Annotated in this window: 18 protein-coding genes, 1 other RNA gene and 1 pseudogene; 7 read left to right on the forward strand and 13 right to left on the reverse strand. The window is 63.9% G+C overall.

What is annotated here, in order from left to right; all coding sequences use genetic code 11:
• Nucleotides 1-2 precede the first annotated feature (2 nt).
• From JQ575_RS17510 to JQ575_RS17535, 6 genes are all read right to left on the reverse strand, one after another.
• The gene (locus JQ575_RS17510; protein ID WP_212034464.1) at nt 3-797 is read right to left on the reverse strand and encodes a thymidylate synthase; all 795 of its coding nucleotides are present in this window, start codon (nt 795-797) and stop codon (nt 3-5) included.
• A gap of 270 nt (nt 798-1,067) precedes the next feature.
• Nucleotides 1,068-2,054, reverse strand: a complete 987-nt coding sequence (locus JQ575_RS17515) for a tripartite tricarboxylate transporter substrate binding protein BugD (RefSeq protein WP_212034465.1) — start codon at nt 2,052-2,054, stop codon at nt 1,068-1,070.
• 128 nt (nt 2,055-2,182) lie between these two features.
• Nucleotides 2,183-3,748 (reverse strand): tripartite tricarboxylate transporter permease, encoded by a 1,566-nt coding sequence (locus JQ575_RS17520; RefSeq protein WP_212034466.1) that lies wholly within the window; start codon nt 3,746-3,748, stop codon nt 2,183-2,185.
• Between the two features lie 7 nt (nt 3,749-3,755).
• Nucleotides 3,756-4,256 carry a tripartite tricarboxylate transporter TctB family protein gene (locus JQ575_RS17525; protein ID WP_212034467.1) on the reverse strand — a complete coding sequence of 167 codons (501 nt, stop codon included), beginning with the start codon at nt 4,254-4,256 and terminating at the stop codon, nt 3,756-3,758.
• 105 nt (nt 4,257-4,361) lie between these two features.
• The gene (locus JQ575_RS17530; protein WP_212034468.1) at nt 4,362-4,895 is read right to left on the reverse strand and encodes a chromate transporter; all 534 of its coding nucleotides are present in this window, start codon (nt 4,893-4,895) and stop codon (nt 4,362-4,364) included.
• On the reverse strand, nt 4,892-5,512 hold the full coding sequence (locus tag JQ575_RS17535) for a chromate transporter (protein ID WP_212034469.1): 621 nt from the start codon (nt 5,510-5,512) through the stop codon (nt 4,892-4,894). Before JQ575_RS17535 ends, JQ575_RS17530 begins: the two co-directional genes overlap by 4 nt.
• A gap of 78 nt (nt 5,513-5,590) precedes the next feature.
• On the opposite strand from JQ575_RS17535, the gene ssrA reads away from it, so the two are divergent.
• Nucleotides 5,591-5,948: a transfer-messenger RNA gene (gene ssrA / locus JQ575_RS17540) on the forward strand.
• Here ssrA and JQ575_RS17545 read toward each other — a convergent pair.
• Entirely contained in the window at nt 5,949-6,137 is a 189-nt protein-coding gene (locus JQ575_RS17545) for a hypothetical protein (RefSeq protein WP_212034470.1), read from the reverse strand.
• 24 nt (nt 6,138-6,161) lie between these two features.
• Here JQ575_RS17545 and JQ575_RS17550 point away from each other — a divergent pair, with 24 nt between their 5' ends.
• From JQ575_RS17550 to JQ575_RS17565, 4 genes are all read left to right on the forward strand, one after another.
• Complete coding sequence (locus JQ575_RS17550) at nt 6,162-6,689, forward strand: SspB family protein (protein ID WP_212034471.1); 528 nt, start codon at nt 6,162-6,164, stop codon at nt 6,687-6,689.
• Nucleotides 6,690-6,768: 79 nt separating this feature from the next.
• Complete coding sequence (gene fumC, locus JQ575_RS17555) at nt 6,769-8,187, forward strand: class II fumarate hydratase (RefSeq protein ID WP_212034472.1); 1,419 nt, start codon at nt 6,769-6,771, stop codon at nt 8,185-8,187.
• Between the two features lie 275 nt (nt 8,188-8,462).
• Nucleotides 8,463-8,651, forward strand: a complete 189-nt coding sequence (locus tag JQ575_RS17560; RefSeq protein WP_192738001.1) for a DUF4169 family protein — start codon at nt 8,463-8,465, stop codon at nt 8,649-8,651.
• Entirely contained in the window at nt 8,648-8,908 is a 261-nt protein-coding gene (locus JQ575_RS17565) for a ribbon-helix-helix domain-containing protein (protein WP_212034473.1), read from the forward strand. Before JQ575_RS17560 ends, JQ575_RS17565 begins: the two co-directional genes overlap by 4 nt.
• A gap of 96 nt (nt 8,909-9,004) precedes the next feature.
• On the opposite strand, the gene JQ575_RS17570 is transcribed toward JQ575_RS17565, so the two are convergent.
• Nucleotides 9,005-9,598 carry a tetratricopeptide repeat protein gene (locus JQ575_RS17570; protein WP_312015955.1) on the reverse strand — a complete coding sequence of 198 codons (594 nt, stop codon included), beginning with the start codon at nt 9,596-9,598 and terminating at the stop codon, nt 9,005-9,007.
• 244 nt (nt 9,599-9,842) lie between these two features.
• Here JQ575_RS17570 and JQ575_RS17575 point away from each other — a divergent pair.
• Nucleotides 9,843-11,416, forward strand: a pseudogene (locus JQ575_RS17575) (ABC-F family ATP-binding cassette domain-containing protein).
• On the opposite strand, the gene JQ575_RS17580 reads toward JQ575_RS17575, so the two are convergent.
• Both JQ575_RS17580 and JQ575_RS17585 read right to left on the reverse strand, forming a co-directional pair.
• Complete coding sequence (locus JQ575_RS17580) at nt 11,413-15,141, reverse strand: AsmA-like C-terminal region-containing protein (protein WP_212034474.1); 3,729 nt, start codon at nt 15,139-15,141, stop codon at nt 11,413-11,415. The pseudogene JQ575_RS17575 and the gene JQ575_RS17580 overlap by 4 nt on opposite strands.
• Before the next feature lie 171 nt (nt 15,142-15,312).
• Entirely contained in the window at nt 15,313-16,545 is a 1,233-nt protein-coding gene (locus JQ575_RS17585) for a cytochrome P450 (RefSeq protein ID WP_212034475.1), read from the reverse strand.
• Between the two features lie 140 nt (nt 16,546-16,685).
• Here JQ575_RS17585 and JQ575_RS17590 point away from each other — a divergent pair, with 140 nt between their 5' ends.
• Entirely contained in the window at nt 16,686-17,297 is a 612-nt protein-coding gene (locus JQ575_RS17590; RefSeq protein ID WP_212034476.1) for a TetR/AcrR family transcriptional regulator, read from the forward strand.
• Between the two features lie 4 nt (nt 17,298-17,301).
• Here the strand turns inward: JQ575_RS17590 and JQ575_RS17595 are convergent, their stop codons facing one another.
• From JQ575_RS17595 to JQ575_RS17605, 3 genes are all read right to left on the reverse strand, one after another.
• Entirely contained in the window at nt 17,302-18,594 is a 1,293-nt protein-coding gene (locus JQ575_RS17595; protein ID WP_212034477.1) for an MFS transporter, read from the reverse strand.
• A 73-nt stretch (nt 18,595-18,667) separates the two neighbouring features.
• Nucleotides 18,668-19,645, reverse strand: a complete 978-nt coding sequence (locus JQ575_RS17600; RefSeq protein WP_212034478.1) for an NAD(P)-dependent oxidoreductase — start codon at nt 19,643-19,645, stop codon at nt 18,668-18,670.
• 21 nt (nt 19,646-19,666) lie between these two features.
• Nucleotides 19,667-21,709, reverse strand: a complete 2,043-nt coding sequence (locus JQ575_RS17605; protein ID WP_212034479.1) for an adenylate/guanylate cyclase domain-containing protein — start codon at nt 21,707-21,709, stop codon at nt 19,667-19,669.
• Nucleotides 21,710-21,742: the final 33 nt, after the last annotated feature.

Below are 21,742 nucleotides of genomic sequence, written 5' to 3' on the forward strand. Positions count from 1 at the left end.
GCTCACACCGCGACCGCAGCCTTGATATGCGGGTGCGGATCGTAGCCCTCGAGCGCGAAGTCCTCGTAACGGAACGCGAAGATGTCCTTGACGTCAGGATTGATCTTCATGACCGGCAGCGGCCGCGTCGGTCGCGTCAGTTGCAGCCGCGCCTGTTCGAGATGGTTGGAATACAGATGCGCGTCGCCGAGCGAGTGCACGAAGTCGCCGGCCTTCAATCCCGTCACCTGCGCCACCATCATCGTCAGCAACGCGTAGGACGCGATGTTGAAGGGCACGCCGAGGAACACGTCGGCGGAGCGCTGATAGAGCTGGCACGACAGCTTGCCATTGGCGACATAGAACTGGAACAGGCAGTGACAGGGCGGCAGCGCCATCTTGTCGACATCGGCCGGATTCCACGCGCTCACGATCAGGCGCCGCGAATCCGGGTTGCGCTTGATCATGTCGATGAGGTTGGAAATCTGGTCGATGCGGCGGCCATCGGGTGCCGGCCAGGATCGCCATTGCGAGCCATAGACCGGGCCGAGGTCGCCATTGGCGTCGGCCCATTCGTCCCAGATCGAAACGCCGTTATCCCTAAGATATTTGATGTTGGTGTCGCCGGCCAGGAACCACAGCAATTCGTGCACGATCGCCTTCAGCGGCAGCCGCTTGGTGGTCAGCATCGGAAATCCGGCGCCGAGGTTGAAGCGCATCTGGTGACCGAAGATCGACAGCGTGCCGGTGCCGGTGCGGTCGTGCTTTTCCGCACCGTCGCTGAGGATCCGTTCGAGCAGGTCGTGGTACTGGTTCATGGAGTCTTCTTGATCAAGGAGCCTTCTTGGCGTCGGTCTCGCAAGCCTTTCGGGAAGGCGAATTTAGCGGCCGGAAGCGGCGATCGACAGCACCGATTCGGCTACGCCCCGATTATACCCCGGAAAAGTGATGCTACCGGGCTAAAGCATCTTGTTTTTGACGCGTTTTCTTCACGCGAACCGGTATCCACTTCGCTTGAAAACGCTACGAAAAACGACAAGGGGCGGAACCTGCGTTCCGCCCCTCACCTATCTACTTGATCGGATTGATTAACCTGCCGGCTTGAGGACCGGTGTCCACTTCGCGATCTCGCTCTTCACCAGTGCGGCCAGCGCTTCCGGCGTGCGATCCTTGGGGCCCGGGATCACGCTGCCGAGTTCGAGCAGGCGCTTTTTGACGTTCTCATCGTCGAGCGCCTTGACGATCGCCTCGTTCAGCTTGGCGATGATCGGGGCCGGCGTTCCCTTGGGCGCGAAAATCGCATTCCACGCCTGGGCCTGGAAGGCCGGCAGGCCGGCCTCCGTGGTGGTCGGAACATCGGGCAGCGACGGATTGCGCTCGGCGGTCGCAATCGCATAGGCCTTGATGGTGCCGCCATTGATCTGCGGCACGGCGTTGACGATCTGGTCGCACATGTAATCGACCTGCCCGGCCACCAGCGCATTCATCGCGGGTCCGGTGCCGTTGAAGGGCACGCCGACCGGCTTGACCCCCAGCACCGAGTTCAGCAGTTCGCACGACACGTTCGAGACCGAGCCGACGCCGGCATGCGCCGCGTTGACCTTGGTTTCGTTCGCCTTGACGTAAGCGATGAATTCCTTGAGGTCCTTGGGTGCGAGATCCTTGCGCGCCAGGATCAGGATCGGCGTGCCGGCGAGCAGCCCGACAGGCTCAAAATCCTTCTCGGGATGATAGGCGAGTTTGGGATAGAGCGGCACCGACGCCGCATGCGTGCCCATGTGCCCGGTGATCAGCGTATAGCCGTCATTGGCGGCCTTCGACGCGCGCGTCGTGGCGGTGGTGCCGCCGGCGCCGACCACGTTCTCGATGATGATGGCCTGACCGAGCGTCTGCGCCATATGGCCGGTGACGATGCGCGCGATCACGTCGGTCGGACCGCCCGCCGCAAACGGCACGATCATGGTGATGCTGCGCGTCGGATAGTTTTGCGCCTGGGCCGGCGCGGCAAGCGCGACCAGCCCGGCAAGGATGGCCAAGCAACCACCCGCCACAGAGCGACGACCATATAGTTTCATCTAATTCTCCCAGCTAAAGCCATTGAAGCAAATGCCGGCCCGATCGGCCGGCATTTCCATTTCACGAAAGAACAAACGAAGTCGAGTAGACTTCGGGCTGTGGCGAGCCGACGCAGGTCAGTTCCAGGTCAGTTCTCGGACTCCACGAACACCTGATCGCGCTTCTTGCGGAGCGATGGCAGCACCGCCAGCACCAGCAGGCCTGCCGCGATCGCCATCAACACCGCCGACAACGGTCGCGTCAGGAACACTGACCAGTCACCGCGCGAGATCAGAAGCGCCCGGCGCAGGTTTTCTTCCATCAGCGGTCCGAGGACCATTCCGAGCAGCAGCGGCGCCGGCTCGAAATCATGCTTGATCAGCCAGTATCCGACCAGCCCGAACACGCCGGCGAGCACCACGTCAGTCGGCGCATTGTTCACCGAATAAATGCCGATCGCGCAGAACACCACGATCGAGGGGAACATCAGCCGATAGGGCACGCGCAACAGCCGCACCCAGATTCCGACCAGCGGCAGGTTGATGATCAGCAGCATCAAATTGCCGACCCACATCGAAGCGATCATGCCCCAGACAAGTTCGGGCTGCTTCTGCATCACCTGCGGTCCCGGCACGATGCCGTGAATGGTCATCGCGCCGACCATCAGCGCCATGACAGCATTCGGCGGGATGCCGAGCGTCAATAGCGGGATGAACGAGGTCTGGGCCGCCGCGTTGTTGGCGCTCTCAGGCGCCGCGACACCCTCGATCACGCCGTGACCGAATCTCTCCGGATGCTTCGATACCTTCTTTTCCAGCGTATAGGCGGCGAAGGATGCGATGACCGCGCCGCCGCCCGGCAGAATGCCGAGGATCGATCCCAGCACCGTGCCACGCAGGATCGCCGGGGTGGAATCCCACAGGTCTTTTTTGGTCGGCATCAGGCCGGTGACCTTCTGCTGCACCAGCTGGCGATCTTGTTCGCCGCCCGCATCGAGATTGCGGATGATCTCGGCGAAGCCGAACAGGCCCATCGCGACGGTGGCAAAGCCGAGGCCGTCCGCGAGTTCGGGGATGTTGAAGGCCATCCGCGATGCGCCGGTCTCGATGTCGGACCCGACCATCGACAGCAGCAGGCCGAACACGATCATCGCGATCGCCTTCAGCACCGAGCCCTTGGCGAGCACCACCGCGAAGATCAGGCCGAGCACCATCAGCGAGAAATATTCGGCCGGCCCGAACGCCAGCGCGAGTTTTGTGAGTGGCGCACCCAACACGGCGATCAGGACGGTCGCGACGCAGCCGGCAAAGAACGAGCCGATGGCCGCGATCGCCAGTGCCGGACCTGCGCGTCCCTTCTTGGCCATCTGAAAACCGTCGAGCGCCGTCACCACGGAGCCCGCCTCGCCTGGAATGTTGACCAGGATCGAGGTGGTCGAACCGCCATATTGCGCACCGTAGTAGATGCCGGCGAGCATGATCAGCGCGCCGACCGGCGGCAGGCCGAAGGTGATCGGCAGCAGCATGGCGACCGTGGCGATGGTGCCGATGCCCGGCAGCACGCCGACCAGCGTTCCGACCAGTGCACCAATCAGGCAGAGCAGAATGTTGACGGGAATGGGAATGGACACGCCGCCAAGAAAAGCGGGGGTCCACTGCACCAGCTGGAATACGACGCCGAAGCCGAGGCCAAGGTTTGAAAAAACGTCACCCATCACACCCTCACCGGATCATAAATTTGGGCAGCATCTGCAAGGGCAGACCCAGCGCGTAGGGAAACAACAGGCTGCAGAACGCCGTCAGGCAGACGGCGACGATGATGGTTTCCGTCCATTTCGTTTCCGGAGTGCCCAATGCCGCAATCAGGAAGCTTGAGAACGCCGTGACGATCAGGCCCATCGGGCGGATCATGAGCGCAAAGGACAGGATCGCCAGCGATACGAACAGCGGGCCGCGCCAGTGGTATTTCGCCAGGTGCACGCCCTCGGTGACGAGGCCGACGACCATCACCGCAACGCCGAGGCCAAGCAACAGATAGGCGAACATGCGCGGCGCGGTTCCGGCCCCGAACGAGAACCCCCGCATGCCCTGCAAATCGCTCGACGCCCACAGGGCGAACAGCGCGATCGCGATCAGCGCGACACCGCCGACGAAGTCCTGCGGGCCGCGAACCCATTTCGGCATGATCGATTTGACCGGCCCGTGGCTCGGCGTATCACTCATCGATATCTCTCCCCCCGACAGGGCTTCCCGCCCGTTCTGATTGGATGGCGTTTCTGATTGGATGGCGTTTGTGCACAGTCCCAAGGTCTTGCCTAGCGATTTTCCTCAGATAACGCCAGCAAAACCCAAAGCACCTCCGGCCAACAATATCCAGACCGGATTGAGCCGCGTCGCAAAGGCCAGAACCGCGGCGGCGGCCGTAATCAGGCCGGCCACCCAGCTAAGGTCCGAAGTCAGCGCCAAAATCAGGCCACTGGCGCCCATCAGGCCGATCGAAAGCGGAACAAGGGCCGCCTGGATAATGGCGGGCCAGCGGGATTGGCTCGACCGCTGCAAAAGGCGGCTCACATAATAGGCAAGGACGGCGGTCGGGCCGCACATCGCCAGGGTCGCCGCCAGCGCACCGGCCACCCCGGCGACAGAATAGCCGATCAGGGTCACGATCAGCACGTTCGGCCCCGGCGAGAGCTGGGAGATGGCGAAGATGTCAGCGAATTGCTTGTCATTCATCCAGTGGTGAACGTCGACCGCGATCCGGTGCATCTCGGGTATGGCCGAATTCGCGCCACCAACCGCAAACAGCGACATCAAACCGAAAGTCCAAACGAGCGTTGAAATCGGATTGCCGTCCGAATTCATGCGGCCACCCGCTGGCGCAGAAAATAGGTAATGCCGAGGCTGAGCGGGACCGCCACCAGCAGCACCGTCTGCAGCGGCAGGCGCAGCACGCCGATGGCAATGAATACAGCGAGCAGGATCACGAGCCCGACCAGGTCGCGTTTTTTGATCAGCGGCATCATCATCTTGAAGACGACGGCCATCAGAAGCCCGACCGCCGCGCAGGAGACGCCGGCCAGGATCCGCCGCAGCGCGTCGATTTCGCCGTAGCGCGCGTACAGCGCCGCGAGGATCGTGGCGATCACCATGGGCGGGCCGACCAACCCGGCAAAGGCCGCAATGCCGCCGGCAACGCCACGAAAGCGCGAGCCGAACACGACCGACAGGTTGACGATATTGGGCCCTGGCAGAAAATGGCACAGCGCGAAGGTCTCGTTGAATTCCTCCGCCGTCATCCAGCGGTGCTGGTCGACGATTCCGCGGCGGGCCCAGACCAGCACCCCGCCGAAGCCGGCCAGCGACATTTTGGCGAACGCCACGAACAGCTCGAGCAGACCGGGCTGGTTTGGCGGGTGCGATGCAGGAAGATCCGGCGCCGGAACGGCGGCCGGCGGGGATTCCGAAGCCGGGGATTTCATGACCCAAAACCTAGAACGGCGGCACCGCCAGGGCCAATCCCAATTCGGCCGGTTCCCGCGCTTTCCACGCCTATCCCGGCACTATTTTTCTCAGCCTTTGCCCCCTATATTAGGGGTGCCGGTTCGCCGGCTATGGAAATAAATTGCCGTCGCAATAAACCATTCGGACCCGGGGGCAGTACCCGGCGCCTCCACCCAAGCCCACCCGCTGAAGGTGGGTTTCGGCGGGGGCGAAACAGGATCGACGAGGGCGTAAAGGGCGTGTTTTTTCTCGGTATGGTTCCGCCGTTATCGGGCTATGCAATAGTTGCAAACGACAACTATGCTCCGGTTGCTCAGGCTGCGTAACGCAGTTTGAAAAACCAAGTCTAAAGTCCTAGTGGGTTAAGCTCCGCTAGGCGGGGTTCGGAGGCACCTGGCAACAGAAGCCTCCACTTTATTTGCTCGTGCTTTTCCAGCGAGATTTCTTGTGAGTTTTCTTGCCGGTTTTCTTGCCAGTTTTCCTGCGATTTGCCGCTCGGCGGAACGTTGCTGCCGGAAATTCGATCCATGACGCCTGCTGACCTGCGGCCCCCGCCGGGGTAGCATGGGTCAAAATGGCGAGTCGGGCGACCGGCAGCGCCACCCATCTCAACCTGACAGGACCACCATGGCGACCGACCACATCCGTTATGACGTGCTGGCGCGCGATGCGCTGCGCGGGGTGCTGCGCCGCGTGCTGACCGACGCCGCCGAACACGGCCTGCCCGGCGAGCATCATTTCTTCATCACCTTCCTGTCCACCGCCGACGGCGTCAAACTGTCGCCGCGGCTGCTGGCGCAATATCCGGAAGAGATGACCATCATCCTGCAGCACCAGTTCTGGGATCTGGTGGTGAGCGAGGATCGCTTCGAGGTCGGCCTGTCGTTCGGCGGCATCCCCGAGCGGCTGGTGGTTCCGTTCGCGGCGATCAAGAGCTTCCTCGATCCCTCGGTGAAGTTCGGGCTGCAATTCGAGCCCTCCGACGAGGCCGCAGAAACGCCCACGGCCAAGCTGCCCACCGTTGCCGCAGCCCCCAGCCTGCCCGTTCCTGCGCCGGCTACAGCCGCCGAAAGCAAGGACGAGAGCAAGGATGAGCCGGCCAAGCCGAGCGAGGGCGCGGAAGTGGTGCGGCTGGACCGTTTCCGCAAGAAATAACTGGAGACAATCTACGCGCGGGAAAATCCGCGGCGCGCTAGAATGACCGTTCCGCATCCACGCGTAACGGAATTCATTGATGGCCCGACGAGCGACACCCCCACGATCCAAATCCACCCGCAGCGAAACCGACAGTTTCGGGCCCATTGACGTCCCCGCCGATCGCTATTGGGGCGCGCAGACCGAACGCTCGCGGCAGAATTTCCGCATCGGCCATGACCGCATGCCGACCGCGCTCGTCCATGCGCTCGGCATCGTCAAGCTCGCCGCCGCGCAGACCAACCGCGATCTCGGCCTGCTCGACGCGCGCCGCGCTACCGCCATCACCCGCGCCGCGCGCGAGGTGATCGAAGGCAAGCTCGACGATCATTTTCCGCTGGTGGTCTGGCAAACCGGTTCGGGCACCCAGTCCAACATGAATCTCAACGAGGTGATCGGCAACCGCGCCAACCAGATGCTCGGCGGCGAACTCGGCGCCAAGAAGCCGGTTCATCCCAACGATCACGTTAATATGAGCCAGTCGTCGAATGATTCATTCCCGACCGCGATGCATATCGCCGCCGCTGGACGCATTATTGACGATCTGATCCCGGCCCTGAGCGAATTGCATCGCGAACTGCGCAAGAAGGAAAAGGCGTTCGCCAGGATCGTCAAGATCGGCCGCACCCATACCCAGGATGCGACGCCGCTGACGCTGGGTCAGGAATTTTCCGGCTACGCTGCGCAGGTGGAAAGCGGCATCGCACGGCTGCGCGCGGCGGTGAAGGATCTGTTCCCGCTGGCGCAAGGTGGCACCGCTGTGGGCACCGGCCTCAACTCGAAACCGAAATTCGCGAGGACCTTCGCAAGGCACGTCGCCAAGATTACAAAACTGCCGTTCACGAGTGCCGCCAACAAGTTCGAGGCGCTGGCTTCCAACGACGCCTATGTGCTGGTGCATGGCGCGATCAACTCGGTGGCGACCGGCCTGTTCAAGATCGCCAACGATATTCGCCTTTTGGGATCGGGCCCGCGCTCCGGCCTCGGCGAATTGATCCTGCCCGAAAACGAACCGGGTTCGTCGATCATGCCGGGCAAGGTCAACCCGACCCAATGCGAAGCGCTGACGATGGTTTGCTGCCAGGTGTTCGGCAACCAGACCGCCGTGACCGTCGCCGGCAGCCAGGGCCATTTCGAGCTGAACGTGTACAAGCCCGTGCTGGCATATTGTATGTTGAATTCCATCCAATTGTTGTCGGACGTGGTGCGCTCCTTCACCGAGCATTGCGTGGTGGGAATACGCGCCGACGAAAAGCGCATCCGCGATCTGATGGAGCGTTCACTGATGCTGGTGACGGCGCTCGCGCCCAAGATCGGTTACGACAACGCCGCCAAGGTCGCCAAATCGGCGCATACGCGCGGAACCACGTTGAAAGAAGAGGCTGTGCGGCTTGGGTTCGTCACTGCGGCCGAGTTTGATCGCCTGGTCCAGCCCGACAAGATGACACACCCGGGCTAATGGTCTCGTGCCCCCCGGTAAACTACGGACGTGCATGACTTGATATAGATCATAACTCCCAAAGAATGAGTTTGCTGATCTATCGCCATCTCGCGGACACATGGTACCAGCACAAGATATTTAGTTTTCGCAGAGCGAAACTTATTTATTGATGCTATCAGAGAGCACTACACGGGGATTCTGATGACTATCTATTTTGCACGCGCGCGGCGTGATCACGTTTGCATACGTAATGGATTTTCACACCTTCAAGTCGCCGGATGATGGAGGCGAGCATGGGGGACGTGGTCAACCTGAAGCGCTTCAAGAAGCGCAACGAGCGCGAAGCCTCGGCCAAGCAGGCCGACGCCAACCGGGCGCGGTTCGGCCGCACTAAATCCGAACGCGCGCTCGACGAGCAGGCGAAGGATCGCGCCGGGAACTTGCTGGATCAACATCGCATCGACGGCGGAGACGCATCATGAAGTCGCCGGTCGTCAAGCGCTCGATCGTGGTTGCCGGCCACAAGACCAGCGTCAGCCTCGAAGAGGCATTCTGGAACGGCATGAAGGAAATCTCGGGCCTGCGGAACATGACGCTGTCCGAACTGGTCGGCGAGATCGACAGCAACCGCCAGCAGGGCAATTTGTCCTCGGCGATACGTCTGTTCGTGTTGGACTATTTCCGCACCCGCGCAATGCCGGCAGCCACTGCCGCTCCTGAGGCCAGACCGCAGAGCTAGAACGCATTTCGTCGGGCTGTAAGCTGATCGCCAACCCAAACTAGCCGCAGGCGCTTCTCGCAAGGGAATGCGCCCGCGGCGATCGTCTCGCACACCTCAATAGACAAGGCTCGAACCGGGCGGCTTCTCAAGCGCGGCCGCGAGCGAACGATACTCCGTGCAGTCGGTGCCGCAGATCGCAGCGATCCGGCTCAAATGATATTGCGCAGAATCACGGTTGCCCTGCTCGATCTGCCACAGCCCGTAGTACTGCCAGGTCAGCACGTGGTTCGGATCCGCCTTGAGCGCGCGCTCGTACCAGGCTTGCGACAGTTTGTAGTCGCCGAGCTTGCGATAGGAGTAGCCGATCAGATTGGCCACGTTGGGATGATCGTCGTGGCCGAGCGCCTTCAACTGCTCGATGGCGCCGGCATACTCGTTGCGGTCATAGATCGTCGCGTAGGCTGCGCGATACCCCTGGATAAAGGCGGGGTCGCCGAGGCTGGTTTCCTTGGCTTTCTTCTTGGCCTTTTGGGTGCTGCTTCTGGCGGGCCGCGGTGCCGACCTGGTTTCCGGCGGAGGGGTGGTCGCCATCGGTGAGTCGGCGCCACCGCCACCTCCGGCGGCAAAGGCTGGAACCGGCGGTGATGCAACGGCCAGCGCCATCAAGGACATTGCCAGTGTTACTAACCTGATCACGGAATTGACCACGCGCGCCTCCTGCTCTCGAGGGTAGGAATTCCTCCAGCCGTATCCTTCAACCCCGCCTTGCACCGTCCATTCCCCGACTTCGTCGCGGCGTCCTCACAAATCGGAGAGACCGGCGAGGACACCCTTGCCTTGGGACCGGCAAGTTTCTAGGAAAAGCCGATCCAGCCAAACGGACAAATGGAGAGAGCAATGGACATCGCAATGCACACCGCACCGCGATCCCTGTCCATTTCGGAAGCTCTTCATGCCCGCCTTTCTCAGTCTGGATTCGATTTCCCTCAACACACCTGACGGCCGGCCACTGTTCGACGGACTGACGCTTGCGCTCGGGCGCGAGCGGACGGGGCTCGTCGGCCGCAACGGCTCCGGCAAATCCACACTGCTGCGCCTGATCGCGGGCGAGAGCGAGCCTGCCGGCGGAACCGTGCAACGCATCGGCTCGATCGGCATGCTCGCGCAGCTGGCGGACGACCGGCAGACGGTCGCGCAAGCGCTCGGTGTTGCCGGCGACCTCGCCCGCCTGCGCCGTCTCGAACGCGGCGAGGGTTCGCTCGACGATGCCGCGGATGCCGACTGGACGCTGGAAGCCAGATTGCAGTCCGCGCTGGTCGAAACCGGCCTGCCCGCGATGCCGCTGGATCGCGGGGTCGCCTCGCTGAGCGGCGGTGAACGAACGCGCGTCGCGCTGGCGCGCCTCTTGATCGAGGGTCCGGACTTGTTGTTGCTCGATGAGCCCACCAACAATCTCGACGCCGATGGACGGCAAGCGGTGGCCCAACTGCTCGAACGCTGGCAGGGCGGCGCACTCGTCGCCAGCCATGACCGCGCGCTGCTGGAGCGCGTCGACCGCATCGTCGAACTGACGCCGGTTGGCATTACCGTGTTTGGCGGCGCGTGGTCGACCTTCGCCGAGGCGCGCGATGCCGCCCGGGCACGCGCGGGAGCCGAGCTCGAGCGCGCATCGGACGCGCTGCGCGACACCGAACGCTCCATACAGAAGGCGCGCGAGAAGAAGGCACGCCGCGACAGCGTCGGTCGCGCCTATGCACGCTCGGGCAGCCAGGCAAGAATAATGCTGGGTGCGCAAAAGCAGATCGCGGAAGCGAGCAGCGCCCGCGAGGGTCGTCTTGCCGATCGCCTGCTCGGCGACCGCACCGACGCGCTCGAAGAGGCCCGCGCCAAAGTGGAAGTCCTGACGCCGCTCGCGATCGACTTGCCCGAGACCAACCTGCCCGGCGCGCGTGAACTGATCGCCTTCAAGGATGTGATGATGTCCTTTGAAGGCCGCGCCTTGTTCGGCCCCATGTCGTTCGAGGCGCGCGGGCCCGAGCGGATCGCGATCCGCGGCGCCAACGGCTCCGGCAAGACCACGCTGTTCCGCCTGATCACAGGCGAACTGAAACCTGCGAGCGGTGAGATCCGTCGCCCGACCGATCGTGTCGCCGTACTCGACCAGCATGTCGGGCTGCTTGATCCGGCTTCTCGATCCTCGACAATCTCCGCCGCCTCAATCCGGAGCTGACCGGCAACGAGGCGCACGCCGCCCTCGCCCGCTTTGCCTTCCGCAACCGCGCGGCGCTGCAGATCGCCGGCACGCTGTCCGGCGGCGAGCGGCTGCGCGCGGGAATGGCCTGCGTGTTCGCAAGACCTCAACCGCCCTTCATGCTGCTGCTGGATGAGCCGACCAATCATCTCGATCTCGCCTCGATCGAGGAGCTGGAACATGCGCTGCGTGGATTTGACGGCGCGCTGATCGTGATCAGCCACGATCAGGCATTCTTGCAGTCGATCCGGATCCAGCGCGAGATCGTGCTCTAGTTATTCTGCAGCGCCGGCCGCTGCGGCGGCGGATTGGCGACCTGCGGCGTCAGCGACAGCGGTGGCTTCGGCTTTGGCCTCGCTACAGGCGCCGCACCGGGCGCCGGCCTGACTTCGATCGGCGGCGGCAGCGGTGCAAGCTGCGGCTGGCTCGCCAGCGGCGCCGGCGGATTTGGCGCAGGCGCTGTGGCGACCGGCGCCGACGGGCGCGGCGGTGTGGCCGCCTTTGGCTTCGCTGCCGGCGGCCGGCGCGGATCGCGGCCGGGCACCGGGACTGGCGACAGCGCCTCGCTCGGCGATGCCGCTTCCGGCGCCAACGGCACCACCGCATCCGGCGGCAACGATATCGGCGCCGGCATCGGCGGCGGCGGTTCGCCACGCTCGATCGCATCCAGCCTTCGTGTTTCGTGATCGATCGTCCGCACCGCCAGCCAGGAAGACAACGCCGTCACATCGACGCTGCGATTGAGCCCATCGGGCGTGCCCACGGCAAACAACTGAATTTCGGGGCGGCCGGTCGCGGGTCCCACCATCGTCAGCGCCAGCGCGGCGCGGATGTCGGCCTGGTCGGCCGGAATGTCATAGCCGCCGGAGACGGTGGCGCGCACGCCATTCGCATCGAGCGTGGTGGCGCCGACGCGCAGCCGGCCATCCCGGATGTTGAACGGGATTTGCGCCGAACCCACCGCCAGCGCGCCGGCCAGCAGCGCCGGTTCGACGATTTGCTTCAGCCGCGCATCGTCCTTGGCCTGACCGCCATCGCTGGCGCGAACCGCCACCTCAAAGGCGCGTGGATCGAGCCCGGCAATCCTCGCGGATTCCAGCGTCACGGTTCCGCTGCCGGAGAGTGCGCCGGTCAGCGCCGCCGCGCTGCGGCCCTGGCTTGCCAACGCCATCTGCAGCGACGCGCGGCCCGCGGGCATCGCGAGATTGCGATAGCGCAGCGCCGTGCCATCGACGCTACTGAGCTGCACGCTCGCGTTCAGCGCAATGCCATTTGGGCCCTGCCTGGCGTCGATCGTGGCCGTGGCCTCGCCGCCGCCGATCTTGCCCTTGATGGAATCGAAGGTCAGCGACTGGCCGTCGCCTTTCACGATCCCGCTCACCGGCTGCAATTCGCTGCCGCCCGGCAGCAAGCCACGCAATGCCTGGAACGCGACCTTGCCGCGCCAGCCCTTGACCAGCCCCGCGGTGAGCGGCTCCGCCGCATCGTGTCCGGCAGCCCCCATCGCCAACGCAAAGGCCGGCGCCAGCGCGATTTGGTCGAGACCGATTTCACCTTCGATATTTTTTTCATCGCCCAGGGTAACCGCGACGTGTCCGCGCAGCCGTGAGCCGGCAATGCTGCTGTCGAGATCGTCGAACGTGAGCTTGTTGCCTGCGAGCGACACGCGCGAGGACAGGCCGATATTCTGTGCCAGCGTGTCCGTCGGCTTGAGGTCGAGCAGCGGCCCAAAGTCGGCGCTGCGAACCTTTAGCGAGAAACTGCCCTTGGCCTCCTGCGCCCACGGCTCCGCCGTACCGTCGGCATCGGCGTCCAACCCCCTTCCGGAGATCTTCGCCTTGAGCCGCAGCGATCCACCCCATGCGCCCGTTGCCGAGCCTTCGAATTGCGCCGGGCCGTCGCCGGCGGTCATCGCCCGATCCAGCCCCAGGAGCGCAAGCAAGGCACGGCCCTGCCCCGACGACATCTTCGACTCGATGCCGATTTCACTGCGCCCCAGCGCCTCCAGATCGATGCCCTGGATCGCCGTCACTGCCGGCTTTGCGGTGATGGTGGTGATCCCCTTGAGCTGCGGCGAATCGATGTCGACCACCGCACGCGCGTTGGCAAGATCGGCCTGCCCGGCGCTCTTGTTGAGTTCGAGCGCGAGTTTGACGCGCGCTGGCCCCGGGCTCGCCCCCATCGCGTTGAGCCGCGCAGCCAGCGACGGCGCAAACGGCGCCACCAGCGCGGTGATCTGACCAAACGACGACGCCGTCGAATGAAATTCCAGCTTCCCAATCGAAGCGAAGCGATCAAAACGGCCGATGCCTTCCAACGCGACCTTGTCAGGCTGGCCAATATTCAACTGGTCGAGCGAAAACGCCTTCGGTCCATAACCAAGCCTGGCCACCAGCGGCCGCAACTCCTGGCCTGAGGAAATGGCGCGGCCGATATCCAGCGACAGCCGCCCTTCGTCCGGCCATTCGGCCTGCGGGCCGGCCAGCGAACGCGCCAGCGCCGTGGCCGCATCGAGGTCGAGGCGCTCGGCCTTCAACTCTGCCGTGATCTTCGAGCCGCTGCTTGGCTGCCGGTGTGACACCGCGATACGGCCCTCAACGGCGCCGCCATCGATCTCGGCCTTCATCGCATCGATGGCAAATCCATCAGGCGCAATGGTGACGTCGCCACGCAGCCGCAACGGCTTCTGGCTGCGAAAGCCGATGTCGCCGCGGCCCTGCAGCCAGGTCATCAACGCGTCGGGGTCCGACGATTCGACGTTGAGCGCGGCCTTGAACTGATCCGGCGACGCGCCTTTTGCGGTCGCCTCGCTCAGCGAGACCCGCGTCGTGCCCGGCGCGCGAAACTCCAGCTTGCGTACGCTCCAGGATTTCGCATCGCCATGCAGTTCCGCGGCGATGTCCTGCAACGGACGGCCGCCCAGCATCACCTGCTCGGAGGCCAATCCGATCTGCGCCGCGATCGGGACCTGTGGAAGGCCCGACATCATCGCGCGCACCGCCGGCAGCACGCGGACCGGTTCAGTGGCGCTGACGTCCTTGCTGTCCTTGGCGAAGAATCGGTCGGCATCAAGCTGGCGCGCGACGAGCGACGCCCGCAGCAGCGGCGAGCCGCCGAAGCGCATGTCGCCATTGCCCGCCAGTTTCAGCGCGCGTTCGTCCGCGCCATACGTCACTTCGAGCGCATCGAGCCGTGCGGTTGAGTAATCGGCCTTGACGCGGGAAGTGACACGCCAGGATGGCGGCGACGTATCGAAGTCGCCGGCCTTGGGGCGAGGCGGACTCGCCAATACCATCGTGCCGTCGAAACGCGGCGCCCGCGTCTCGAACGACAATATGCCGTCGAGATCGGCCGAGAGCGTGTTCGGGCCGGGATCGATGTTCAGATGGACACGGGTGCCGTTGCCGTCGGCGGTCTGGCCGGAAGAAACCCGAAACGGATAGCGCGTGCCCGACAGCACGAAATTGCCGTCGCCACGGATCGAGCCTGCCAGCGAACGGACATCGCCGGAAAAGGCGATGTCGTTCAGTTCGAGGGTGCTGCGGCTGGCGGCGTCGTGGAGCGCGATCCGGCCGGTGAGATTGAGCCGATCGATCGCCAGCGAGCCCGGATTGAGCGTTCCGGTCGAGGCCGGCCAGTCGATCCGGCCCTTTGGATCGAGCCCGAGATCGAGCGACATGCCGTTGATGGAAAGTTCGGTGGCGCGGACTTCGCCACGCATCAGCGAACCCAGGCTGAACTCGACGTCGAGCTTGTCGGCGCGCACCTTGCCGAGCTCGTTGGCGCCGCCGACCGTCACCGCGCGCAGTTGCAGCGACGGCGCCGGCAACAGCCGCGCGTCGAGCTTTCCGCCGACGCGCACCGGCGCGCCGATAATCCGGCTCGCCTCGGCCTCGAACTGCGGCCGGAATTGATTCCAGTCGATGAAATACGGCCCGACAAGCGCGGCCAGCAGCGCAATGATAAAGGCGATTGCCAGGCCGAGCAGCGTCGTCTGCACGGTGTCTCCCCATGAACCGCTCCGGCACAGACCGCGCCACGCGAACTCAGGGCCGGAGCAGCTCAATATATAGAGAGAAGTATGGCGAAGTCACAGCACCATCAGCGCCATAGCCCCGCCGGTTCCGATTTATTCAGAACCTGAGGGGCTCGTTGATGTCGAGGCTTATGGTTACCAGCTCGCCGGCAGATGCTTCAGGCCGCGGAGCACGAAGGTCGGCCGCCATTCCGGGTTCACCGCGTCATCCAGCCGCAGGTCGGGAATCCGGCGCAGCAGGGTGGAAAGCGCGATCTCCGCCTCGATGCGCGCCAACTGGGCGCCGAGACAGAAGTGGATACCGCCGCCAAAGGACAGCGGCTTCACATTGGGCCGGGTAATATCGAGACGCTCGGGGTGATCTGGATAGACCGCCGGATCGTGGTTGGCCGAACCAAGCAGGCACAGCACGGTCTCGCCTTTTGGAATCCGCTTGCCGCCGAGGTCGTCGATGTCTTCCAGCGCCACCCGGCCGGTCAGCTGCACGGAGGAATCATAGCGCAGGAACTCCTCGACCGCGTTGGTCATGAGCTCGGGCTTGGCCTTGAGCAGCGCCAATTGGTCCGGATTGCGATGCAGCGCCAGCAGGCCGTTGCCGATCAGGTTGACGGTCGTCTCATGGCCGGCGCCGAACAGCAGGATGATGTTGGCGGTCAGTTCCTCATTGGAGAGCTTGTGACCGTCTTCCTCCGCCTGCACCAGCTGAGTGGTCAGATCGTTGCCGGGGTTCTTTCGCCGCAACTCGAACAATTGCTGGAAATACATCTCGGAAATCATTGTGCCTTCGTTGGCTTGCTTGATCTCCTCCGGCGACAACGGCACGGGATCGAGAATGCGGCCACCCGCACGCGCCCTGGTGTAAAACGCCTCGCGATGCTCTTCGGGGATGCCGAGCATGTCGCAGATGACGGTCACCGGCAGGCGGAAGGCGAAGTCCTCGATCAGGTCCATCTTCCCTTGCGGGATGATCCGGTCGAGCGTCTCGTCGACGATTTGCTGGATGCGCGGACGCATGTCCTCGACCCGGCGCGCGGTGAAAGCCTGCACCACCAGCCCGCGCAGGCGGGTGTGGTCGGGTGGATCCTGCTGCAGCATCATCAGGCCCAGGCTGCGAAAGGCCGGCTCCTCCATGATGTTGGGCCCATAGCGCCGGATAGTGCGTTCGACATGCTGCTTGCCAAAGCGCTTGTCGCGGATCACCAGACTGGCTTCGGCGTGCCGGCTGGCAACATAGAGGCCGAGCGGCGTCAGATGCACGGGATCGGTGGCGCGCATCCGCGCGTAATGCGGATAGGGATTGCGGATGAATTCCGGTGACAACGGATTGAAAAGCGGTTCGCTCGTCGCAGCCTGAACGTGCTCGTTCATGATGACCTCGATTGGTTTCCACACCGCAGTTTTTATTAGTCTATCAGCGCATCGCGTCCGCTGATGCCGGATCTTGCCATCCGGGCCCTGCAACTCGATACACTGTTGTATTGAGTTGCATTCTCACCTAAAATGGGCCGATGTCAAGAGTTCGAACCAGACCGACAAGGGATGATACCCGCGACAAGCTGTTCGAGGCGGCGGCGCGGGTGTTCGAGGAACAAGGCATCGGCGGCGCCAGCATCGAAACCATTGCCGCCGCGGCCGGCTTCTCGCGCGGCGCATTCTATTCGAATTTCACGAGCAAGGACGAGTTGATCATCGCCATGCTCGAGAATCACGTCGAGCTGTCGATTCTGCGCCTTCACGATCTGCTCGCGAAGCACAAAAGCCTGCCGGATTTCATCGACGCGCTGAAGACCATGGACCGCAGCCAGCAGGATCCGCTCGGCCGCTCGCCCCTGCTGCACATGGAGATGATCCTGTTCGTGGCGCGCGCCGAAAAGCGCCGGCCTGAACTCGCCAAGCGGCTGCGCGCTCGCCGAAAATTGATCGCCGACATCATCGAGACCACGGCGAAGAACAGCGGCAAGGATTCGGTGCTCGATCCGGCCTGGTGGGGCGCTATCGTTCTGGCGATGGAAGACGGCTTCCGCCTGCACCGCCTGATCGATCCGGAGACCACGCCATCAGACAGCTTTCTGCGCGCAATCAGCGACCTGGAACGCGTGATCGGCGTGGCGTCCAAGTAAATATCTAGCCGCCCCCTCGCACCTTATGCAGTTGCCCCGCCACCGCGCGGATCTTCCGCGGTGATGCCTGCCAGATCGCGAATGCCGACAAGGCGCTCACGGCGATGCCGATCGCAAAGGCCAGCGTGTAGCTGCCGTAACGGTCGAACAGAAACCCGGTCGCCCACGGGCCCGCAGCGCCGCCGGCCAGCGCCGCCAGCATGATGGTGCCGAAAATGCTGCCGTAGTGCCTGCCCTGGAAGATTTCGAGCACCACCGCGCCCAGCACCGAGGTCAGGCCGTAGCCGAGCACGCCCTGGGTCACGATCATCAGATAGACCAGCGGCAACACCGGGGCGAATTTCAGCGCGATCAGCGCCGCAAAGCAGATCGCAAAGCCCAGGCAGCTGATCGCCCAGATCCATTCGCGCCCGATGCGGTCGGAGAGATGCCCGAGCCAGATCTGGCCGGGAATGCCGAGCAGGCTGACCACGCCGAGCGCCCAGACCGCGACATTGGCGGAGAAGCCGATATCGAGCAGGAATTTGGTCTGGTGCACCTGCACCGCGTACCAGATGTACAGTCCGCAGAAATAACTGAGGCATATCCACCAGAACCGCGCGGTGCGCAGCGCGCGACCTAGCGTCCAGTCGGTCGCGGCCCAGACGGGATCGACGATGTTCGAGACCGGTTTCGCTGAAGTCGCCGTCGGTGCGGCGTCGCCATCCGGCAGCAGCCCGATATCCTCAGGCCGCATCCGCAGCAACAGATTGATCGGCGCCAGCACCACGAGCACCACGATGCCCATTGCGGTGCAGGCGGTGCGCCAGCCGGTTTGGTCGATCATCAACTGCACCCAGGGCAGCAGGGTCACCGAGCCGATGCCGACGCCGGCAAACGCCAGCCCCATCGCCAGGCCGCGGCGGCGGATGAACCAGTTCGGCACGAACAGCGATTGGCCGGAATAGCCGAGACACACACTGCCCGCGCCGACCAGCACGCCGATGGTGAGATAGAGATGCCATGGCTGCGTCGTCAGCGGCGCCAGCAGCAGGCCTGAGCCCATCAAGGCGACGCCGAGTTCCATCACCGCGCGCGGGCCGTAACGGTCCATCAAGCGGCCGATCAGCGGGCTGACGCCGCCGGATACGATGAAGCCGAAAGAGAAGGCGCCCGCGGTGATGCCGCGCTCCCAGCCAAACTCGGAGACGATCGGCGGAAAGAACAGCGAGAACGCGGTCCGCGCATTGACGCCGATCGCCATGGTGACGAACGTCACCGCGACGATCATCCAGCCGTAAAAGAAGGGAAGACGCATCAGCCTGCGTATCGTTTCATTCGCAACTGTTCAAGCGCCGGGTCGTCTTGCCAGCCATGAATGCTGCAGAGCATCAAGGACGTCGCGTCCAGCTGATAGCGTTGACGGCGCCGACCGGAATCTCGCCAGCGATGATCTTCTCGACTTGCCGCACCGTTTCCAGCGACTGGCTTTCGATCGCAGGCGGCGTCAGCCCACCGATATGCGGGGTCGCGATCACGTCAGGCAGTTTTGCCAGTTCCGGCGTCGGCATCTGGTCCAGGGCGCGGCCCACATCCATCGCGGCGCCCGCAATGCGGTTCTCACACAGGGCCGCAGCCAGCGCGGCCTCGTCGACGAGATTGCCGCGCGACAGATTGATGAAGAACGCATGCGGCTGCATCCGCGCCAGCGCCGCCTGCCCGATTAAACTCTCCGTCGCCTCATTGGCGACAGCGAGACAGACGACAAAGTCGGAACGGGCCAGCAGCTCGCCGAGCGGCACATGCTGGATGTCAGGCTCGCTCACCGTCGCAAAGGGATCGGCGACCAGCACTTCCATGCCCAGCACCTTGGCAATCCCGGCAAGGTAGCGGCCGATGCTACCGTAGCCGATGATGCCGATCCGGCTGCCGGCCAGTTGCCGGCCCATGATCACCTGCGGCTTGCGTCCCGCATGATAGTCGGCGCTGGCACGCGAGACGCCGCGCGACAGGTCGACCATAAATCCCACAGCGAGTTCGGCCACCGACTGGACGAAGCCGGGTCCGGCCTGGGTCACCAGCACGCCCGCGCGCGAAGCCTGCTCGACGTCGATATTGCGAATGTCGACGGCGCAGCGAACGAAGGCGCGCAGCTTTGGCAGCCGCGCAAATATCTCGCCGGGCCCGGCGGTGAGCCGGTCGGCGACGATAATCTCGACATCACGTGCGGCGTTGATCAGGCCGAACGCATCCAGCGCATCGTCGCTCTGGTGCAACTCCACCTGCGCGATCGCCTGCAATCCGCTCAGGCTGCGCTCGCCGTAATATTGCGCCCTCGCTTGCGGCGTATGGGTGAGCAGGACTTTCAAATCAACATCTCCGCCTATTTCCTACTTGGATTTGGCGACGGTCGTGCCGTCCCATTCCTGGTCGCTCGGATTCTCGAGCTGCTCCCTGCAGCGCGCGATCATGACCGATGCCGCCGCATCATCCTTGATCTTCTTCACCTGTTCGAACGCCGTGATCGCGGCGGTGAATTCGCGCGCCCGCCAGCATGCAAGGCCGGCTTCGTAGGCCTTCACCCAGTCGATCGCACCGCCGGCCTCGTCCGTCATCGCAAGCAATTCGTAGATTTGCAAGCCCCCGGCGCGGCCGTAGACCGCCAGGCGATCGAGTTCGCGCACCACGATGCGGTCGCCGGCAAGACGCCGCGTTTCGGGGCCGATGATGATCGTGGAGCCGTAGACCTTGTTGGTGCCCTCGAGCCGGCTTGCGATGTTCACGGCGTCGCCGATCACCGTGTAGTTCAGCCGCACTTCGGACCCGATATTGCCGACCAGCATGTCGCCGGAATTGATGCCGATGCGGATCTTGACCGGTTGGCCATGGTCGTCGACCAGACCGATCTCCGCCATCGCACGCTGGCAGGCCAGAGCCGCGCGGCAGCAATCGACGGCGTGTTCGGGGTTCGGCGCCGGCGCCCCCCAGAACGCCATCACGGCATCGCCGATGAATTTGTCGATGGTGCCGCCCTGCGCCTGGATCTGCACTGAGACGGAATCGAAATAACGCGACAGCAGCGGGATGATGCGGTCGCCGAGCCGCTCCGAAATACCGGTGAAGCCGGCGAGATCGATGAACATCACGCTCATCGGCCGTACCGCGCCGCCGAGGCGCGCGCCATTGCCGTCGCTGATCAGCCGCTTCACGAGATCAGCGGGGATGTATTTGCGGAACGCGGCCAGCCCCTGCGCCATGTCGCCGATGGCGCCGGACAGGTTCTCGATCTCGGTCAGCCGTGACGGATGCCGCTCGACCTTGTCCAGATCGAAGCGCTCGACATGCCTGATCTCACCCACCACCTTGATCAGGGGCGCCGCGATCAGGCGCTGGGCGAGCCAGGCCGACAGCAAACCCGCGATCACGATCAGCACCGCGAGACCGATCAGCAGGTTCCGGATCGTCATCTGTACCGGCCCCAGAAATTCCGACTCCGGCACCACTGTGACCAGCGACCAGCCCGGAAACGAGATCGGCGTCAGCACCGCCTGATAGACCTTGCCGTCCCGCGTCACCTGGCGTTTCAGCGGCTCGCCTTCGCCGGGATTATATGCGCTGCCGGCATTCTTCATCGCGTCCACCGCAACCGCAAACAGCGGATGATCGGTTTTCAGCGGCGTCACTTCGCTGGCGTCGGGATCGGGCGCCGCGACCACGCCGCCCTCGCGATCGAGGATGAAAGCGCCGGCCGATTTGCCGACCGTCAGCTGCGACAGGAAATTCGAGACCCGCGTCAGTTCGATGATGATGGCGATGACGCCGGCGGGTTTTTGATCGATCTGGATCGGCGCCGCGAAGGCCGCCGCCAGACGTTCGCCGTTCGGATGCTTCGTCAGCGTCGACCAGTTTTCGTCGTTGGAGCCGGCTACCTCGCGGAACCATTCCTGATCGGTGACGGAATAATTGGTGTCCTCGACGCGGCTGGACTTGAGCAGCGTGTCGCCACCTCCGAACTCATAACGGTTGATCTTGGCCTTTCGATCGCCCGCGATCTCGATCATTTCGATGACGCCATTGCCAAGCTTGTGCCCGGCAAAGAACGTCCCGTCCGGCCATCCAAACGCCACCCAGGAAATGGTCGGTTGCGACCGCAACTGCGATCGGATGACCACCTCGCGCATCTCGGCGTCGCGCGCCTCGAACACTTTTCCGAGCAACAAGGTGCGCACCGCCGACATGGACGACCGCGCTTCCGAGGTGATCGATTGCAGTTCGTCGCCGACTGCCGACACGATCTGGTCGTTGATGGTGTCGGCGAGGGTCTGGCTGACCTGGTGGGCAGTGCGCCACCACAACAGATGCACGCCGACGGCGCTGACGACGATCGACGTCAGCACGAGGGCCGAGATGGCGTTGCGGATGCCGATGCGCATGCGGGGTCCTGGTTCGCGGGGTCGGTTACCGCA

This window comes from Bradyrhizobium sp. JYMT SZCCT0428, from assembly GCF_018131075.1.
Lineage (GTDB): Bacteria > Pseudomonadota > Alphaproteobacteria > Rhizobiales > Xanthobacteraceae > Bradyrhizobium.